Origin of the sequence: Lederbergia citri, assembly GCF_018343625.1 — a bacterium.
Classification (GTDB): Bacteria; Bacillota; Bacilli; order Bacillales; family Bacillaceae_C; genus Lederbergia; species Lederbergia citri.
On record NZ_JAGYPG010000003.1, the window covers coordinates 462,661 to 477,501 of the forward strand.

The following is a 14,841-nucleotide window of genomic DNA, read 5'->3' on the forward strand; positions in this document are numbered from 1 at the left end:
TGTGAAAAGCTCCTTTTATTGTTCAAATGGTTTAAATGGATCAGGAATGATAATTTTCTGTGCATCGGCATCACTAATACCTGCATATAATTCTGCTTTTCCGTCAGAATGACGAACCAGTCCGCCGCTAAATACGACATCGACTAAATCAGGACGTTTTGTTGGTCCTTCCAAGAAATCTGCTCTTTCTGAGATGATCTGAATGTCACTGTACTCACCATTTTCCGGATTAAAAGCAAATACCATTGAATAATAGTGACGGTTGCCATCATCATCAAAACGGGCAATATGTCCTAAAACACCGAGATGACCATTTGAAAGGAGGTAGATTTCATTTGCGCCACCCCATTCTTCATCCAGAAATTGATTGAACAAAGGAGCATCGTTGATTACTTCAACCGATAATTCTGCTAGTGTTTTTACTTTTGTAAAGCCAATTTTTCCTCGGCCGCCTTTTTCACCTTGAGGACGGGTAAAGATACCGACGGATCCATCTTTCATCTCAACCAAACGCAAATCCTTCATGCCATCTGGACCTTCAAAGAACTTTTCTAAGTTAGCAATATTTTTTCCGCGATAAAAAACCGTTCTCCAGCTTAATGCACCTTGTAGGGTAGGATGTGGGAAAATTTCCACACCGCCAAAAATCAACTCATCACCAATCTTTGTAAAGAATGGGTCCTGTAACTGAAATACCGGACTATTCTCTCTCTGGATCCAATGACCGTCACGGTTAACAAAAAACATCACTTCAGAATTCTCGCTATCTCTTCTTTCAACTCGACCGGCAATCACCAATTCTCCATCATCTTCAAAAGGAGCGGTTATGTTATATACATCCTTTTCAGGAACACCGGTAAAAGGAATGCGCATTTTTTCATAAGGCTGTTGTCTATTTTTACGGTATTCATCTAGTAACTGGATACTAGAAATTGCTTTTTTTTCACTTGGAATGAACACGAGGTTCTACCTCCTTTTTTTCAACAATGATCGCTTCATATGGCAAAATATCTAAGGATTGCTCACTTAAAATGGAGCTTCTTCTCGAGGATAATAAGACATTACAATTCTCATCTAAAGAAACCTTTGTACGTTCTTCATTAAAATTTAAATAAACCATCACGGTTGAATCTTCGTATTTTCTTTCGTACATTAATTGATTGTTTTTCTCTTGAAGCTGTATATAGTTACCAACGGATAAAGCAGGAATTTTCTTTCGTAACTCGATTAACTTCCGATAGAAAGAAAGCATTGATTCAGGATTTTCTAGTTGATTCTCAACCGTCACATTATTATCTGGTAAAGAAATCCACGGTTCCACCTTGGAAAAACCGAAATACTTGGTGGATGCCCATTGCATGGGTGATCTAGAACTGTCTCTTCCATTACGATTTGCCTCTGCTAATGCTTCACTTTCGTTCTTGCCTGCATCAATGGCCAACTGATAAGCAATCACGCCTTGTACATCCTTCATCTTGGAAATATCATCAATGACAAGGTCACGCATTCCAATTTCATCGCCAAAATAGATAAATGGAACCCCTTTAGCTGTCAGCATCAGGGTAGCCATGAGTTTCGCTACTTCTTCTTCATAGCCCTCGGCAGCAAACCTGGAAATAAAGCGTGACATATCATGACTGCCAAAAAACAGAGTCGGAATCTGGTCTTCGCGGTATTCGTTATCCATATCTACTAGTTGTTTATAGATATTTTTAACATCAAGTGTCGGAATACTACCTAGATTAAATTGAAACACGACATCCAGTTTATCCTTACCGCAGTACTCTTTTAATACCGTTAAATCCTCTGAACCAACTTCTCCCACCAAAAATTTATTGGGGTAGGCATGTACAAAAGCCGATATTTCTTTTATGACATCAAGTATTCCTTCTTGGTCTTTATCATATAAATGAATCTGTTGTTTCGTTTCTTGATCAATCGGATTATTAGGAAAGCTTGTGTTTAATGTTAAATGATTAATGACATCGAGGCGGAAACCATCCACCCCTTTATCAAGCCAAAATTTCATGACATCAAACATAGCTTGTTTTACTTCTGGATTTGCCCAATTCAAATCAACTTGTTTTTCAGCAAAGCCATGGTAGTAATATTGACCCGTCTTTTCATCAAATTTCCAAGCTGAACTACCCATAAAGGATTCCCAATTATTCGGTTCCTTACCGTCGACAGGGTTCTTCCATATATACCAATCCCGTTTTGGATGGTCCTTTGAAGATCTCGATTCTTGAAACCATTTGTGCTCAGATGAAGTATGATTTAAGACGATATCGACGATTACCTTCATGTTTCTACGATGAGCCTCTTTGAGAAAATGCTCAAAGTCAGCCATGGTTCCATAATCCGGGTCAACGGCATAATAGTCGGATATGTCATAGCCGTTATCAACCTTAGGTGATTGATAAAACGGAGTTAACCAGATTCCGCCAATTCCTAAATCAGATAAGTAATCTAATTTCGAAGTAATACCAATAAAATCACCTATACCATCGCCGTTGCCATCACAAAAGCTTGGCATATAAATTTCATAAAAGACTGCTTTTTTCCACCACTTATCCACAATAAACCTCCATATTATTTAAGAGTAAATTGCATACCTTCTTGGAATTTCTTCGAGAAGAACAAAAATAAGATAATAACTGGGATGGTTAATAGAACGGATGCTGCATACATTGGTCCAGGATAACCACCATAAGGGCCGAACATTTGAGAAATGAGCACGTTTAAAGTCAACATGTCATCACTCCGAGCCGCAATCATATCCCATAATAATTCTGTCCAACGCTCTGTGAATAGAAATAGGAAAATAACAGTTGTGATCGATTTCGACATCGGTAAAATAATTTTAAATAAAATCTGCAAGTTACTTGCACCGTCTAATTTCGCCGCCTCAATAAAGGTATCAGGTATGGCTCTAAAGAAATTGGTATACATGAAGATTGCCCATAAACTAACGGCCTTAGGAATGATTAACCCAAGATACGTATCGTATAAACCTACTCGTTCGATCAATAAGAAAGTAGGGATTAATAAAATTAGGGCAGGGAAGAACATATGAAACAAGACAAAGTTGTTTACGAAGTCTCTTCCTTTAAACACTAATTTTGATAGGGCATAGGAGACCAATATTCCAATTAGCATCATTAAAAAGGTAGATGCTATTGAGACAATCGCACTATTAAAGAAGGCATTAAGCCATGGACGAGCAATTCCTACATCGCCACCTGTAAGTAACCATTCATAGGAACGCAATGTAAACTCAGTTGGAATTAATTTTTTATCCACTTGAGTCCAATCTGCAAATGAATTTAAAATCAAATAGATAAATGGATAAACCATAATCAGTAACAAGAGAGTTGCAATAAGGTAACGACCTATATAATTTTTTTTAGCTCCAACCATTTCGTTTACCCCACAATTCCAGAAGTTTTCTAATGATATAAATAGAGACAAATGTAACAACAGCTGCGATTAAAGCGAGCGCTGAAGCATAACCAGCCTGTAGGTTCGTAAAGGCTCTAGTGAAGATTTCCATTTGCCATGTATTGGTTGCATAATTAGGGCCCCCACCTGTTAATTGATACACTTCCGTAAAGATACCGAAGCTTACACCAATCGCCAAAATTAATACTGTATACAGTGCTGGGTACAACTGTGGGATGGTAATTTTCCAAAAGGTTTGCCATCTTGAGGCGCCATCAATTGCTGCAGCCTCATAAATTTCCTTATTAATCCCTGCTAATCCAGAAAATAAAATCAACGCATAATAACCAGTGAATTTCCATGCAAGCATGAAAGACACAACTATTAATGCGGCGATCGGAGTTCCAAGCCAGTCAATATTAATACCTAACTTTTCTCTTAAAAATGTATTAAGTGGACCATTATATGAAAGAATTCCATTGACAATTAATGAAGACACAACGCCAGAAGATAAATAGGGAAGAAAGAAGCCAATCAAATAAAACCCTTTTAATTTCGGTAGCCCGTTGACAACAATTGCAACCGTCAATGACAATGCCACAACGACAGGTACATAAATAATAAGGAATTTATAGGTATTAAAAAACGCTGCCTGTACACCAGGATTTTTTACCGCTTCAATAAAATTTGAAAAACCAACAAAGTTAAATTCCGGTGAAATTAAATTCCAATCTGTAAAGGCTAAGAATAATGACCAGAGAAGAGGTATAAAGAAAAAAATGATTCCGAAAAGAACGTATGGGCTAGTGAATAGCCAGCCCATACCGTTTGCTTTTTTTTGCATTACTTAAGTTCCCCCTCAATAGCTTTCACCATATCATCCCATGCTTGTGTAGGATCGATTTCGCCTTTCACGATTTTATTGAAAGCATATTGTCCGATATATGTTTGAATCTCGTTGTATTTAGAGTTTTCCATTGGTGGAACTCCGTTTGCTACAGCATCTGCATATGCTTTCATAACTGGTTTTTCTTCAAAGTAAGAAGCAAATGCATCGTTAGTTCCTAAGTCATCTCTTGCTGGAGGGAGATCTGTAACTTCAAGCCATTTTAAATCAGCATCTGGATTAGAGTACACCCAAGTTAAAAACTCCATTGCTGCTTTTTGTTCTTCTTCTGTTGCAGAAGCATAAATGACGACACCCTTCGCATCAGCAAATGTTTTTGCATTTTCTGGGTCCATGTTATCTGGAACAGGTGGTAGACTTAGTGTATATGTTTCGCCATATACCAATTCAGGATACTTTTCCTTCCAAGTGGATCCAGGAGTCCAAGGACCAACATCTGTAAAGATTCCTGTGCCTTCTTCAAAAGGATCTGTTACTTGCGCTGTTAATACGGCATCTTCATTTACTAGATTTTGAATAAATTCAAATACTTCGATTCCAGCCTTTTTATCTCCAACAAACTCACTGCCTTGTACAAATGCATTTCCATCAGATGCGGCATTGTAGAGCATAAAGAAGTCAAACCATCTCTTCCATGCTGTAGGGTCTGCTAAATCTGGTTTTGCCCAAAGATATTTATCAGGGTATTTTTCTTTTAATTTTTGAGCAACATCTAGAACTTCACTATATGTTTTTGGTGCTTCTTCGTATCCAAGTTCATTTAAAATATCCAATCTCCAGCCAAATAGCATAGAATTCGAGTAAATTGGGAAAATGTATTGGCTGCCATCGCCTGACTTCCAACTTTCAATCGTATCTGTCATTTGACGTGTACTTACTAACTCTTCAAAACCTTCAATTTTGTTTAAAGGAACAATGGCTTTACTTTCAGCTAATAGCGCGCCAAAACCACGGTTAATATTCTCTGACATGGTTGGTGCTTGTTTAGCTGCAATAGCCGATTGGATACTTGCTTCAGAAGTAGGGCTTTCTTTTATAGCAGATACATTCACTTTGATATCTGAGTTCTCTTTTTCAAATTCCTTTGCCATATCAGACCAGAAGGCTTGTTGTGTTGGATTTGGAGCTGCCCAAAATTCAATTGTTGTGACACCATCATCTGACTTTTTAGCAGAACCATCATTACCAGTCGAACAACCAAATAGAGCGGTTGCAGACAATCCAAGCGTGACCATTAATGTAGCCGTTTTTTTGAATCTCATTTTTTGTTTTCCTCCCTGTTGTACAATCACTCTCACCTCGTGAAAAACGCTTTCAAAACACATTAAATAATAAGTGAGAATAGGTTGTTTGTTGTTGTATTGTTACCTAGTAACTTAGCAATATACATAAATTTCTGTAACTACAATTTGTAATCAACATTACAAGTGTATTTTGTAAGGTTACTGGAAGTAATTACAACTCGATTATAAAGTTAAAGTAATGTGAAAGTCAAGAAAGAAACAACCTTTCTCCTAATTACCAAATTTTGAAAGACTACTTCCACTTTAAAAGTTTAAGTGATATTATTGTTGTAACGTTACAAAAACATTTCGTAATGACATTAGGAGGGAATATGAAAAGAAAAGTAACCATGCAAGATATTGCAGATAAATTAGGAATTTCAAAAAACTCCGTATCACAAGCCTTAACTGGAAAAGGTGGCGTGAGTGCAGATACCAAAGATTTAGTTGAAAGAACAGCGGCTGAACTTGGTTATGTATATAAAGGTAAGAAGAGCCTAAAAGAAAATAGACAGTTAACGATTGGCTTGATTGCAACGGAATTTGCATTTTCAATAAAAACCTTTTTCGGGGAGATCTTTTTATCAGTCGAGCAAAATGCGATAAAGAACGGTGCAGATCTTCTCATACAATCCATATCAGAATCCGCGAAGAAAGATCTTATTCTTCCAAGTTTTATAGAAGAAAAAAAAGTGGACGGAATTATCATTGTTTCTCATATCAGTTTAGATTATATAAACAAGGTCATTTCAACGGGTATTCCAACTGTATTAATCGATCATCATCATCCCTTGGTTCATGCCGATGCGATCTTGACAAATAATCGGTTTGGAGCCTATTTGGCAACGAAACACCTGATTGATTTAGGTCATAGAGAAGTCGCCTTTGTAGGGAATGTTGACTTTTCTCCTAGTTATTATGAACGAATGGAAGGGTATTTGTTGGCATTAAAGGAAGCGAATATCGCTCCAAAAGATGAAGTAATGTTTCTAACGGAGAAAGAAGAAAGCGATGCCATTGATCAAACGATCAAATCACTAAAACAAATTCCAAGCGCATGGCTCTGTGTAAATGATGGATTTGGTTTTATGGTTAGTTCGTCTCTCAAGAATCTGGGTCTTAAAATACCAGATCAAGTCTCGGTTTGTAGCTTCGATAACGGTCTATTATCACAATTATCCGATCCTCCTATCACAACAATGGCCATTAACTTAAAATTATTTGGCTCTAATGCATTCAATCTATTGCTATGGAGAATGGACCATCCAAATGAGCCTGTCCAAGAAATACTACTCCCAGCCAACCTTATAAAAAGAGGCTCCACGGGTAGGGTCAAGAGTTAGGGTCATGGGGAGAGGTCCCTCGTCCTAGGGTATCGGATGAATACTAGTATTAAAGTGTTGAAGGAATAAGGAAACACACATATTAAATTGGAATGTAATCGAAAGGGAAGAGGCTATTATGAAAAAACCGATTTTTTTAACACCACAATTTCAGGAGCGAATCTGGGGCGGAACCAAGTTACGTACTGAATTTAGATATCCTATTGAATCCGACTTAACAGGAGAATGCTGGGCTGTATCCGCGCATCCAAATGGGCAAAGTATTGTGAACCAGGGACCGTATGAAGGAAAAAACCTTGGGGAGCTGTGGAATGAGCATCGTGAGCTATTCGGTGATATGGAGGGAGAAGTATTTCCACTCCTCACCAAAATACTTGATGCAAACAATGATTTATCGATTCAAGTCCATCCAAATGATGAATACGCAAACAAACACGAAAACGGTGAACTTGGTAAAACAGAGTGCTGGTATGTGATTGATTGTCAAGATGATGCAGAAATCATCTACGGTCATACGGCTCAAACGAAAGAGCAATTTATTGAAATGATTGAGAATGGAGAATGGAATCAATTATTAAGACGTGTAAAGGTGAAACCTGGTGATTTCTTTTATGTTCCTAGTGGTACGATTCACGCCCTTTGTTCAGGTGTTCTTATTTTGGAAACGCAGCAAAGCTCTGACACAACGTACCGTGTCTATGACTATGACCGAGTCGACCAAAATGGAAATAAACGCGAATTACACATTCAAAAATCAATTGATGTAACGACCATTCCACACCAAGCCGCTACAGTAAAGCCTAGCATCGAGAAAATCCCGGGTGCTACGATCACGACTTTCGTAAAGGAAAAGTATTTCTCTGTATATAAATGGGAAATTGAGGATTCTGTAGCTTTCCATCAGGACAGGCCCTTTTTAATTTGCAGTGTTTTAAATGGGTCAGGTGCAATTGAAACGAAAGAAGGAAACTTTGTGATTGAGAAAGGAACTCACTTTATCTTACCAGCTGGATTAGGTGAATTTAAAATCAGAGGGAATGTTGAATTAATCGTTTCTCATCCATGAGTTGGTGGTGGGACAGGTGGTTCCAAAGCAATTGACGGTGGATCTGTATTACTTGATTTAGAAGACCCGAACACACTAGCTGAAGTTCATCTTGAAGAAATCTACAGAGCTTTAAGTATCTAATTCTAGCATAAAAATTTAGTAAGAAGGATGACAACCTATGAAACTAAAACAACAATGGAAAATCCAGCATTTTGACCATGGACAAGAACGTGACTTAGTAATCGCCGCTCCAGACTATATTGATCATTTTTGGATGACTGCGAATGTACCTGGTGATGTTCATTCCACGTTAATTCAAAAGGGATTAATTGATAATCCATTTTTCGGACATAATGATTTAAAATCAAAATGGGTTTCAGAGAAGATTTGGTGGTACAGAACAGAATTTCATTATGATAAGAAAAGTCTTCAATCGGATGAGCGCCTCGAACTTATTTTTGAAGGGCTCGATACGTACGCAACGATTTATTTAAATGGATGCGAAATTGCTTCCACTGAAAATATGTATATTCCTCATGTGTTTGACGTGACAAGAGAAGTCGTCGATGGAAAAAATATTATCGCGGTTAAATTTGATGTTGTGGCTGATATGCTAAAGGAAAAGGAAAAGAATTACTGGGCCGGCTATGGAAAAGATCGAATTTGGGCACGTAAAGCTCAGTATCATTTTGGCTGGGACTGGGGTCCACAAATCGTAACCGCAGGTATTTGGAAGGATGTTCGCCTCGAAAAACGAAAAATGGCCAAGATTGATAGTGTGTTTGCAAGAACAGTAGAGATTGCAAATAACAAAGCGGTTGTTGAAATTGATGTAGATACAAAGACATATGTACGCAATCAACCTTTATCCGTAAACGTGAAGTTCCATGATGGTGATACTGAAATCATCAAAACCGCTCAGGTTCAAATAAACCATGTGAATTTTATGATAGAGCTTGAGAATCCAAAACTTTGGTGGACACATGATTTAGGAACGCCTCACCTTTATACTCTTGATGTGGAACTCGTATGTGAAGATGAGGTTTTAGCTTCGGAATCAACAGATGTTGGCGTTCGTACCATCGAGGTGATGCAAAAAGACAATAAAGGCAATAACCGTTTTACTTTTGTATTAAACGGTGTTGAAATCTTTGCGAAGGGTGCTAACTGGATTCCAATTGATAGCTTCATAGGAGTTACCCCAGATTTTCGATACAGCCAGCTCTTAACACAAGCAAAAGAGGCACATATGAACATGATTCGCGTTTGGGGCGGTGGAATCTATGAAAGAGAGATTTTTTATCGGGAATGTGACCGACTAGGTATCCTAGTATGGCAGGACTTCATGTTTGCCTGTGCCTTATACCCAGATTACAACTATAACTATATGCAAAATGTTCGAAAAGAAATAGAGACAGCTATTAAGATGCTACGTAATCACCCATCAATTGCCTTATGGTGTGGGAACAACGAAAATGATTGGCTTTACGAAGTGGAATATACGGCAGGAAACATCGATACTCCATTTTATGGAGAAAAAATCTACCATGAGCTTATTCCGGAATTATTAGATGAGTTGGATACGAGTCGTCTTTATTGGCCAAGCTCACCATTTGGCGGAAATGACCATGACTCTCAGGAGGTAGGCGATCGTCACAACTGGCAGGTATGGCATGGTAATGTCGAGCCGCGAAAATTTGGAGAGAACTTAGGTCAGGATTATAGTGTTGGAGGTGTGTCTTTTAAAAACTATAAAAAGGATTTTACCCGTTTTAGCAGTGAATTTGGTATGCATGCCTCAGCAAATCGATTTACTTTAGAGGATAATCTTCCGGAGGGAACCTTCTATTGGGGCAGTGATGAAATGTCCTATCGTAACAAGGACTATCATCATCAAAAAGGGATTATTCTCATGGAAGGCTACACTGGAATCCCTACAAATATTGAAGAATACATGAATTTTTCAATGCTTACTCAGGCAGAAGGATTGAAGTGTGGAATTGAGCATTATCGTCGAAATAAGCCATTTACAAGTGGGTCTCTAGTCTGGCAGCTAAATGATTGCTGGCCTGGTACAAGCTGGTCGATGATTGATTATTATCAACTTCCAAAAGCATCTTATTTTTACGCGAAGAAATTCTTCCATCCTCTTTTATTAACGATTGACCATGATTCGGGTAGTGATCTCCATATTTTTGTAGTTAATGATTTACTAGAGACGTATACCGATATACTAGAATTAAAGGTACAAAGCTTTAGTGGAAAAGAATTATTTACAACCACCATTCCAGTTGAGGTTCAGGCAAATGCTTCGGTTAGAATAAAAAGTTTTACAGAAGAAGAGCTACTCAAGGGTTACCCTGCAAATGAGGTCGTTGTCCGTCTATCCTCTGTGGAAGGTAAGGCACAACAAAATGTGTATTATTTAAGAGACCATAAAGAGTTGGCACTTCCTCAAGCTCATCTTCAGGTAGTGGTTGATGAAGAAAATCAGACAGTTACTGTCAGTACTGTCAATCATGCCAGAATGGTAAAACTAGAGATTCCTGCAAAGAAGATTCATTTTAGTGACAATTTCTTTGATTTAATGCCAAACGAAACTAAGACGATTGAAATTGGTCATCTTGAAGGTGAAAAAGTCGAGTTAGGTCATTTGCATGTTTCAGCAATCAATTCGGTACAATAAGGTGGAGTAAAGTATGAAAGCAGCTGTATTAGTTGATAAAATGAATATGGAAATACAAGAGCTTCCTGTTCCGGCTCTAGCAGACCATGAAGTCATCGTAAAAGTGAAAGCATGTGGAATTTGTGGAACAGACCAGCATATTTATCATGGACAACCCGGTTCTGCCGAGGTTCAGTATCCGATTGTGTTAGGACACGAATTAGCGGGAGAGGTCGTAAAGGTCGGCACGAAGGTAACCACGCTTAAGCAGGGTGACCGCGTATCGATTGATCCGAATATGTATTGTGGGGAATGTGGATACTGCCGAGGTGGTCGTCCACACCTATGTGAAGATTTACAAGCAGTTGGTGTAACAAGAAACGGCGGCATGGGAGAATACTGTGCCGTTCCATCCGCCAATTGCTATTTGCTCCCAGACAAGCTATCTTATGAAGAGGGAGCGATGATTGAGCCACTTGGTTGTGTATTACACGGTATTAGTCAAGTGAAATTTTGGCCTGGTGCATCTGTTCTAATCATCGGTGGTGGCTACATTGGCCTCATGATGCTACAAATGGCAAAAATGTACGGAACAAAAGTGACAGTCAGTGAACCGGACCAGAAAAAACATGCAGTTGCCATTGAACTGGGGGCTAACAATACGGTGACACCGGGTGAACTTGAGAACTTTAGTAGTGGATTTGATATTGTCATTGAATGTGTGGGTAGAAAAGATAGCATGACCCAAGCCGTACAAATGGCACGAAAAGGTGGTTCGGTCTTATTATTTGGTGTATCAGCACCTGATATAAAAATTGAAGTGAACCCATATGAGATTTTTTCAAAAGAATTAACCATTAAAGGTTCATTCATCAACCCCCACACACATGAACAAGCAATCGCTCTAGTTGAACAAGGAAAAGTCCAAATCAAACCATTGCTAAGTAATCGCTTCACAATGGATGAATTACCAGTAATTATGAAGGAGTACCCAAGACTGAATGTCGTTAAAGGTATCGTCGTTGGGAAATAGTTGGACATGGGACAAGTTTTTTGTCCCAGCAGGAAAAAGTGGGCGTGGGAGGTGTCCCTGCTTTTTGATTTTTATTAGATAGGATAGTTAGACGTTATTCGAATTGGTGGTATAGGTGACTATATATTTTTCTATTTTGAACATAACTTTTTTGTTTGAATAAGGTCATGACGTTAAAATACGCGGATATCCAATATGATATCCGCGTATTGATTACATATTTTTATTGGAACAATGCTAAAAACTAAAGCTTCAATATCAAATTATTGAAAAATGGCAAATGGACCACTAATTATAGATTTCTTTCTAACAGGATTCCCACTTGTTCTGCCATGACATACGGTGGATAAGGCATTTCATTCTTGACCCACCATTCCACAATTCCGACATAAGACGACATAATAAAATGAAGAATAATGTCTTCATTTAATCCTCGATTTTTACCCATATTAACATTGATTACATATTTAAATTCTTCTGCTAGAAACTCAAGGAAATGAGTTCGGAAATAAGGATTTCCTTTGCTAGCTAACATCGTAGAGAAGAACAAATAGTTGTTTTTTATATATTCGAACCAGATGATATTTGCGTCTATATAATCCATTTCTGCAGCAGATTCGCATAATTCCCTCATCTCATTGATATGCTCTTCAATGAGCTTATCAAGGAGATCAAATTTATCTACGTAACGAGAATAAATCGTTGCTCGACTAACATTTGCCCTGTCCGAAATATCTTGCATCGTAATGTCGTCAAAATCTTTTTCAGACATTAGTTCGATAACAGCTGATTTAATTGCTTCTTGCGTTTTTATTATTCTTCTATCTATATTAGACATTAATGTCTTCACTTCCTTAAAAGATATATTAATTTGTTCATTAATGAGCAAGATATTTCACTTATCTATTTAAAGCCACAATAGCTGTTTTAGCTTTTGTGGCCTTCTTTATAGCGGGGTTTGTGAAATGTCCATTATTGAGAAAGATGTTACGCGTTTAATCTTTGGTCATATTTTTCTCTCAGACGCTTTATATCCTCTCTAGGCGGTAAGCCGAACATGCGTGAGTATTCACGGCTAAACTGAGATGGACTTTCGTAACCCACCCGGTATGCGACATCAGCAGCATCCGTTGATTCGGATAATAATAGTTTTCGTGCTTCCTGCAGTCTTAGTTGCTTTTGGAATTGGATCGGACTCATCGCGGTTACCTCTTTAAAGTGCCTATGGAGCGATGAAACACTCATATTGGCAGTTTCTGCAAGTTCTTCGATTCGAATGGGCTTATCGTAGTTCTTCTTGATTTGCTCGATAACTTCTCCAATATGAAAGGTATAACTTCCTTCTATAGCAATTTGTCCAAGCGATATGCCATAAGGACCTTGCAATATTCTATAAAGTATTTCCTTTTTGAATAAAGGAGCAAGCACGGGTATGTCTTTAGGAGTATCAAGCAAACGAGCTAATCTAATGGCTGCATCCAATATCGATGTGTCTGTCTCGCTTACAAACATTGCGCGCTTAGCCTTCTCCTTTGATCTAACATGGATGTCGGAATCACTTATCACTTCTAAAATTTGACTAGGTGAAAAATCAACTTTGAAACACATATACGGAACGTCAGAAGCTGCCTCGGCGACTCGTCCTGTAACCGGCAGGTCGACGGATGAAACGAGGTAATTCCCTGGGCCGTATATAAAACGCTCTTGTCCAAGAACTACCTCTTTTACACCTTGAACGACAATACAAAGAGAAGGCTTTTGAACAATATGCTTTGGTTCGGAAACATTCGATTCACGTATAAAAAATAAAGACGGGATATCGGTTGAATAAACACCGTCCTGCCCCGAGTAACGCTCTATTAATCTTGCAAGCTCATTCTGCTGTGTGTTTATATGTTCAGTCATAATATCCTCCTAGTTCCTTGGACCTTGGTGGTTCCATTATAATGCATTTTTATTCGTTAAGTAAGTGCTGTGAGAGGATTAGGCAATCTTTTGCGAAGAATGAGATAGCGCTTGCTTTTCTAGTTTGTCATAATAAAGATGCCTAAGACTCTTCTGATTGTAAAAAAAATGGCTAATTTAATGAAAGTGAGGATCAGTCAAATGGAATATGCAAAACTTGGAAACACCGGACTGGATGTATCTCGGCTTTGTCTTGGTTGTATGAGTTTTGGTGTACCCGAGAGGGGGATTGCCCCATGGTCACTTAATGAAGAGAAAAGTAGACCAATCATAAAAAAAGCGCTTGATTTAGGAATCAATTTTTTTGATACAGCAAATATTTACTCGGATGGAACGAGTGAAGAAATTGTCGGACGTGCTTTAAACGATTATGCGAATCGCGATGAAATTGTCCTCGCAACAAAGGTATATTTCCGGATGCACGACGGTCCGAACGGAGCAGGACTTTCTCGTAAAGCAATAATGAGCGAAATTGATAAAAGTCTAAAAAGACTCGGAACAGATTATGTCGACCTATACCAAATTCATCGGTGGGATTACACTACTCCGATTGAAGAAACGATGGAGGCACTGCATGATGTGGTAAAGGCTGGGAAAGCAAGATTCATTGGTGCTTCTTCAATGTATGCATGGCAATTTTTGAAAGCGTTACAAGTAGCGGAGGAAAACGGATGGACACGGTTTGTGACAATGCAGAATCAAATCAACCTCTTATACCGTGAGGAGGAAAGGGAGATGTTGCCGCTTTGTAAGGAAGAAAAAATTGGCGTGATTCCTTGGAGTCCGCTTGCGAAAGGGAGACTGACTCGTAATTGGGAAGAAACAACACACCGTTCCGAAATCGATGAAACAGCGAAAAGGTTTTACGATCCAACTGCCGAGGCTGATCGAAAGGTAGTAGAACGAGTTGCAGAGGTAGCAGAAAAACGTGGTGTACCAAGAGCACAAATCGCGCTTGCTTGGGTTCTCCAAAAGGACCCTATAACATCACCAATTATTGGAACAACGAAAGTATCTCATTTGGAAGATGCAGTAGCTGCACTTTCTATTAAGTTAACACCAGAAGAAATTGCGTATATGGAAGAACCGTATGTGCCACATTCTATCGTTGGATTTGAATAAATAGCTGCATTGAGAATTAGACACGAGGAGGAAT

General features: G+C 38.5%; 12 protein-coding genes. 5 read left to right on the forward strand and 7 right to left on the reverse strand.

The annotated features are described in order from the left end of the window. Positions 1-15 precede the first annotated feature (15 nt). The 5 genes from KHA97_RS18340 to KHA97_RS18360 are packed head-to-tail and all read right to left on the reverse strand — an operon-like array spanning position 16 to position 5,610. Entirely contained in the window at positions 16-954 is a 939-nt protein-coding gene (locus tag KHA97_RS18340; RefSeq protein WP_213126467.1) for an MTP-1 family protein, read from the reverse strand. Beyond that, the gene (locus KHA97_RS18345) at positions 944-2,578 is read right to left on the reverse strand and encodes a glycoside hydrolase family 13 protein (RefSeq protein ID WP_325167494.1); all 1,635 of its coding nucleotides are present in this window, start codon (positions 2,576-2,578) and stop codon (positions 944-946) included. The genes KHA97_RS18340 and KHA97_RS18345 overlap by 11 nt, the downstream gene beginning before the upstream one ends. Positions 2,579-2,592: 14 nt before the next feature. Beyond that, the gene (locus tag KHA97_RS18350) at positions 2,593-3,420 is read right to left on the reverse strand and encodes a carbohydrate ABC transporter permease (protein ID WP_213126212.1); all 828 of its coding nucleotides are present in this window, start codon (positions 3,418-3,420) and stop codon (positions 2,593-2,595) included. After that, on the reverse strand, positions 3,407-4,285 hold the full coding sequence (locus KHA97_RS18355) for a carbohydrate ABC transporter permease (protein WP_213126213.1): 879 nt from the start codon (positions 4,283-4,285) through the stop codon (positions 3,407-3,409). Before KHA97_RS18355 ends, KHA97_RS18350 begins: the two co-directional genes overlap by 14 nt. Beyond that, entirely contained in the window at positions 4,285-5,610 is a 1,326-nt protein-coding gene (locus KHA97_RS18360; RefSeq protein ID WP_213126214.1) for an ABC transporter substrate-binding protein, read from the reverse strand. Before KHA97_RS18360 ends, KHA97_RS18355 begins: the two co-directional genes overlap by 1 nt. A gap of 353 nt (positions 5,611-5,963) precedes the next feature. Here KHA97_RS18360 and KHA97_RS18365 point away from each other — a divergent pair, with 353 nt between their 5' ends. The 4 genes from KHA97_RS18365 (at position 5,964) to KHA97_RS18380 (ending at position 11,720) form a co-directional block, all read left to right on the forward strand. Further along, positions 5,964-6,974, forward strand: coding sequence for a substrate-binding domain-containing protein (locus tag KHA97_RS18365; protein WP_213126215.1), 1,011 nt, complete (start codon positions 5,964-5,966; stop codon positions 6,972-6,974). Positions 6,975-7,089: 115 nt separating this feature from the next. Further along, positions 7,090-8,040, forward strand: coding sequence for a mannose-6-phosphate isomerase, class I (gene manA / locus KHA97_RS18370; protein WP_213126469.1), 951 nt, complete (start codon positions 7,090-7,092; stop codon positions 8,038-8,040). A 160-nt stretch (positions 8,041-8,200) separates the two neighbouring features. Continuing rightward, a complete protein-coding gene (locus KHA97_RS18375; RefSeq protein ID WP_213126216.1) occupies positions 8,201-10,708 on the forward strand; it encodes a beta-mannosidase in 2,508 nt (835 codons plus the stop codon). Positions 10,709-10,721: 13 nt separating this feature from the next. Continuing rightward, a complete protein-coding gene (locus tag KHA97_RS18380; RefSeq protein ID WP_213126217.1) occupies positions 10,722-11,720 on the forward strand; it encodes a zinc-dependent alcohol dehydrogenase family protein in 999 nt (332 codons plus the stop codon). A 292-nt stretch (positions 11,721-12,012) separates the two neighbouring features. On the opposite strand, the gene KHA97_RS18385 is transcribed toward KHA97_RS18380, so the two are convergent. Then, the gene (locus KHA97_RS18385; RefSeq protein ID WP_213126218.1) at positions 12,013-12,558 is read right to left on the reverse strand and encodes a TetR/AcrR family transcriptional regulator; all 546 of its coding nucleotides are present in this window, start codon (positions 12,556-12,558) and stop codon (positions 12,013-12,015) included. Between the two features lie 149 nt (positions 12,559-12,707). Next, on the reverse strand, positions 12,708-13,625 hold the full coding sequence (locus KHA97_RS18390) for an AraC family transcriptional regulator (RefSeq protein ID WP_213126219.1): 918 nt from the start codon (positions 13,623-13,625) through the stop codon (positions 12,708-12,710). Positions 13,626-13,826: 201 nt separating this feature from the next. On the opposite strand from KHA97_RS18390, the gene KHA97_RS18395 reads away from it, so the two are divergent. Beyond that, positions 13,827-14,807 (forward strand): aldo/keto reductase, encoded by a 981-nt coding sequence (locus KHA97_RS18395; RefSeq protein WP_213126220.1) that lies wholly within the window; start codon positions 13,827-13,829, stop codon positions 14,805-14,807. Positions 14,808-14,841: the final 34 nt, after the last annotated feature.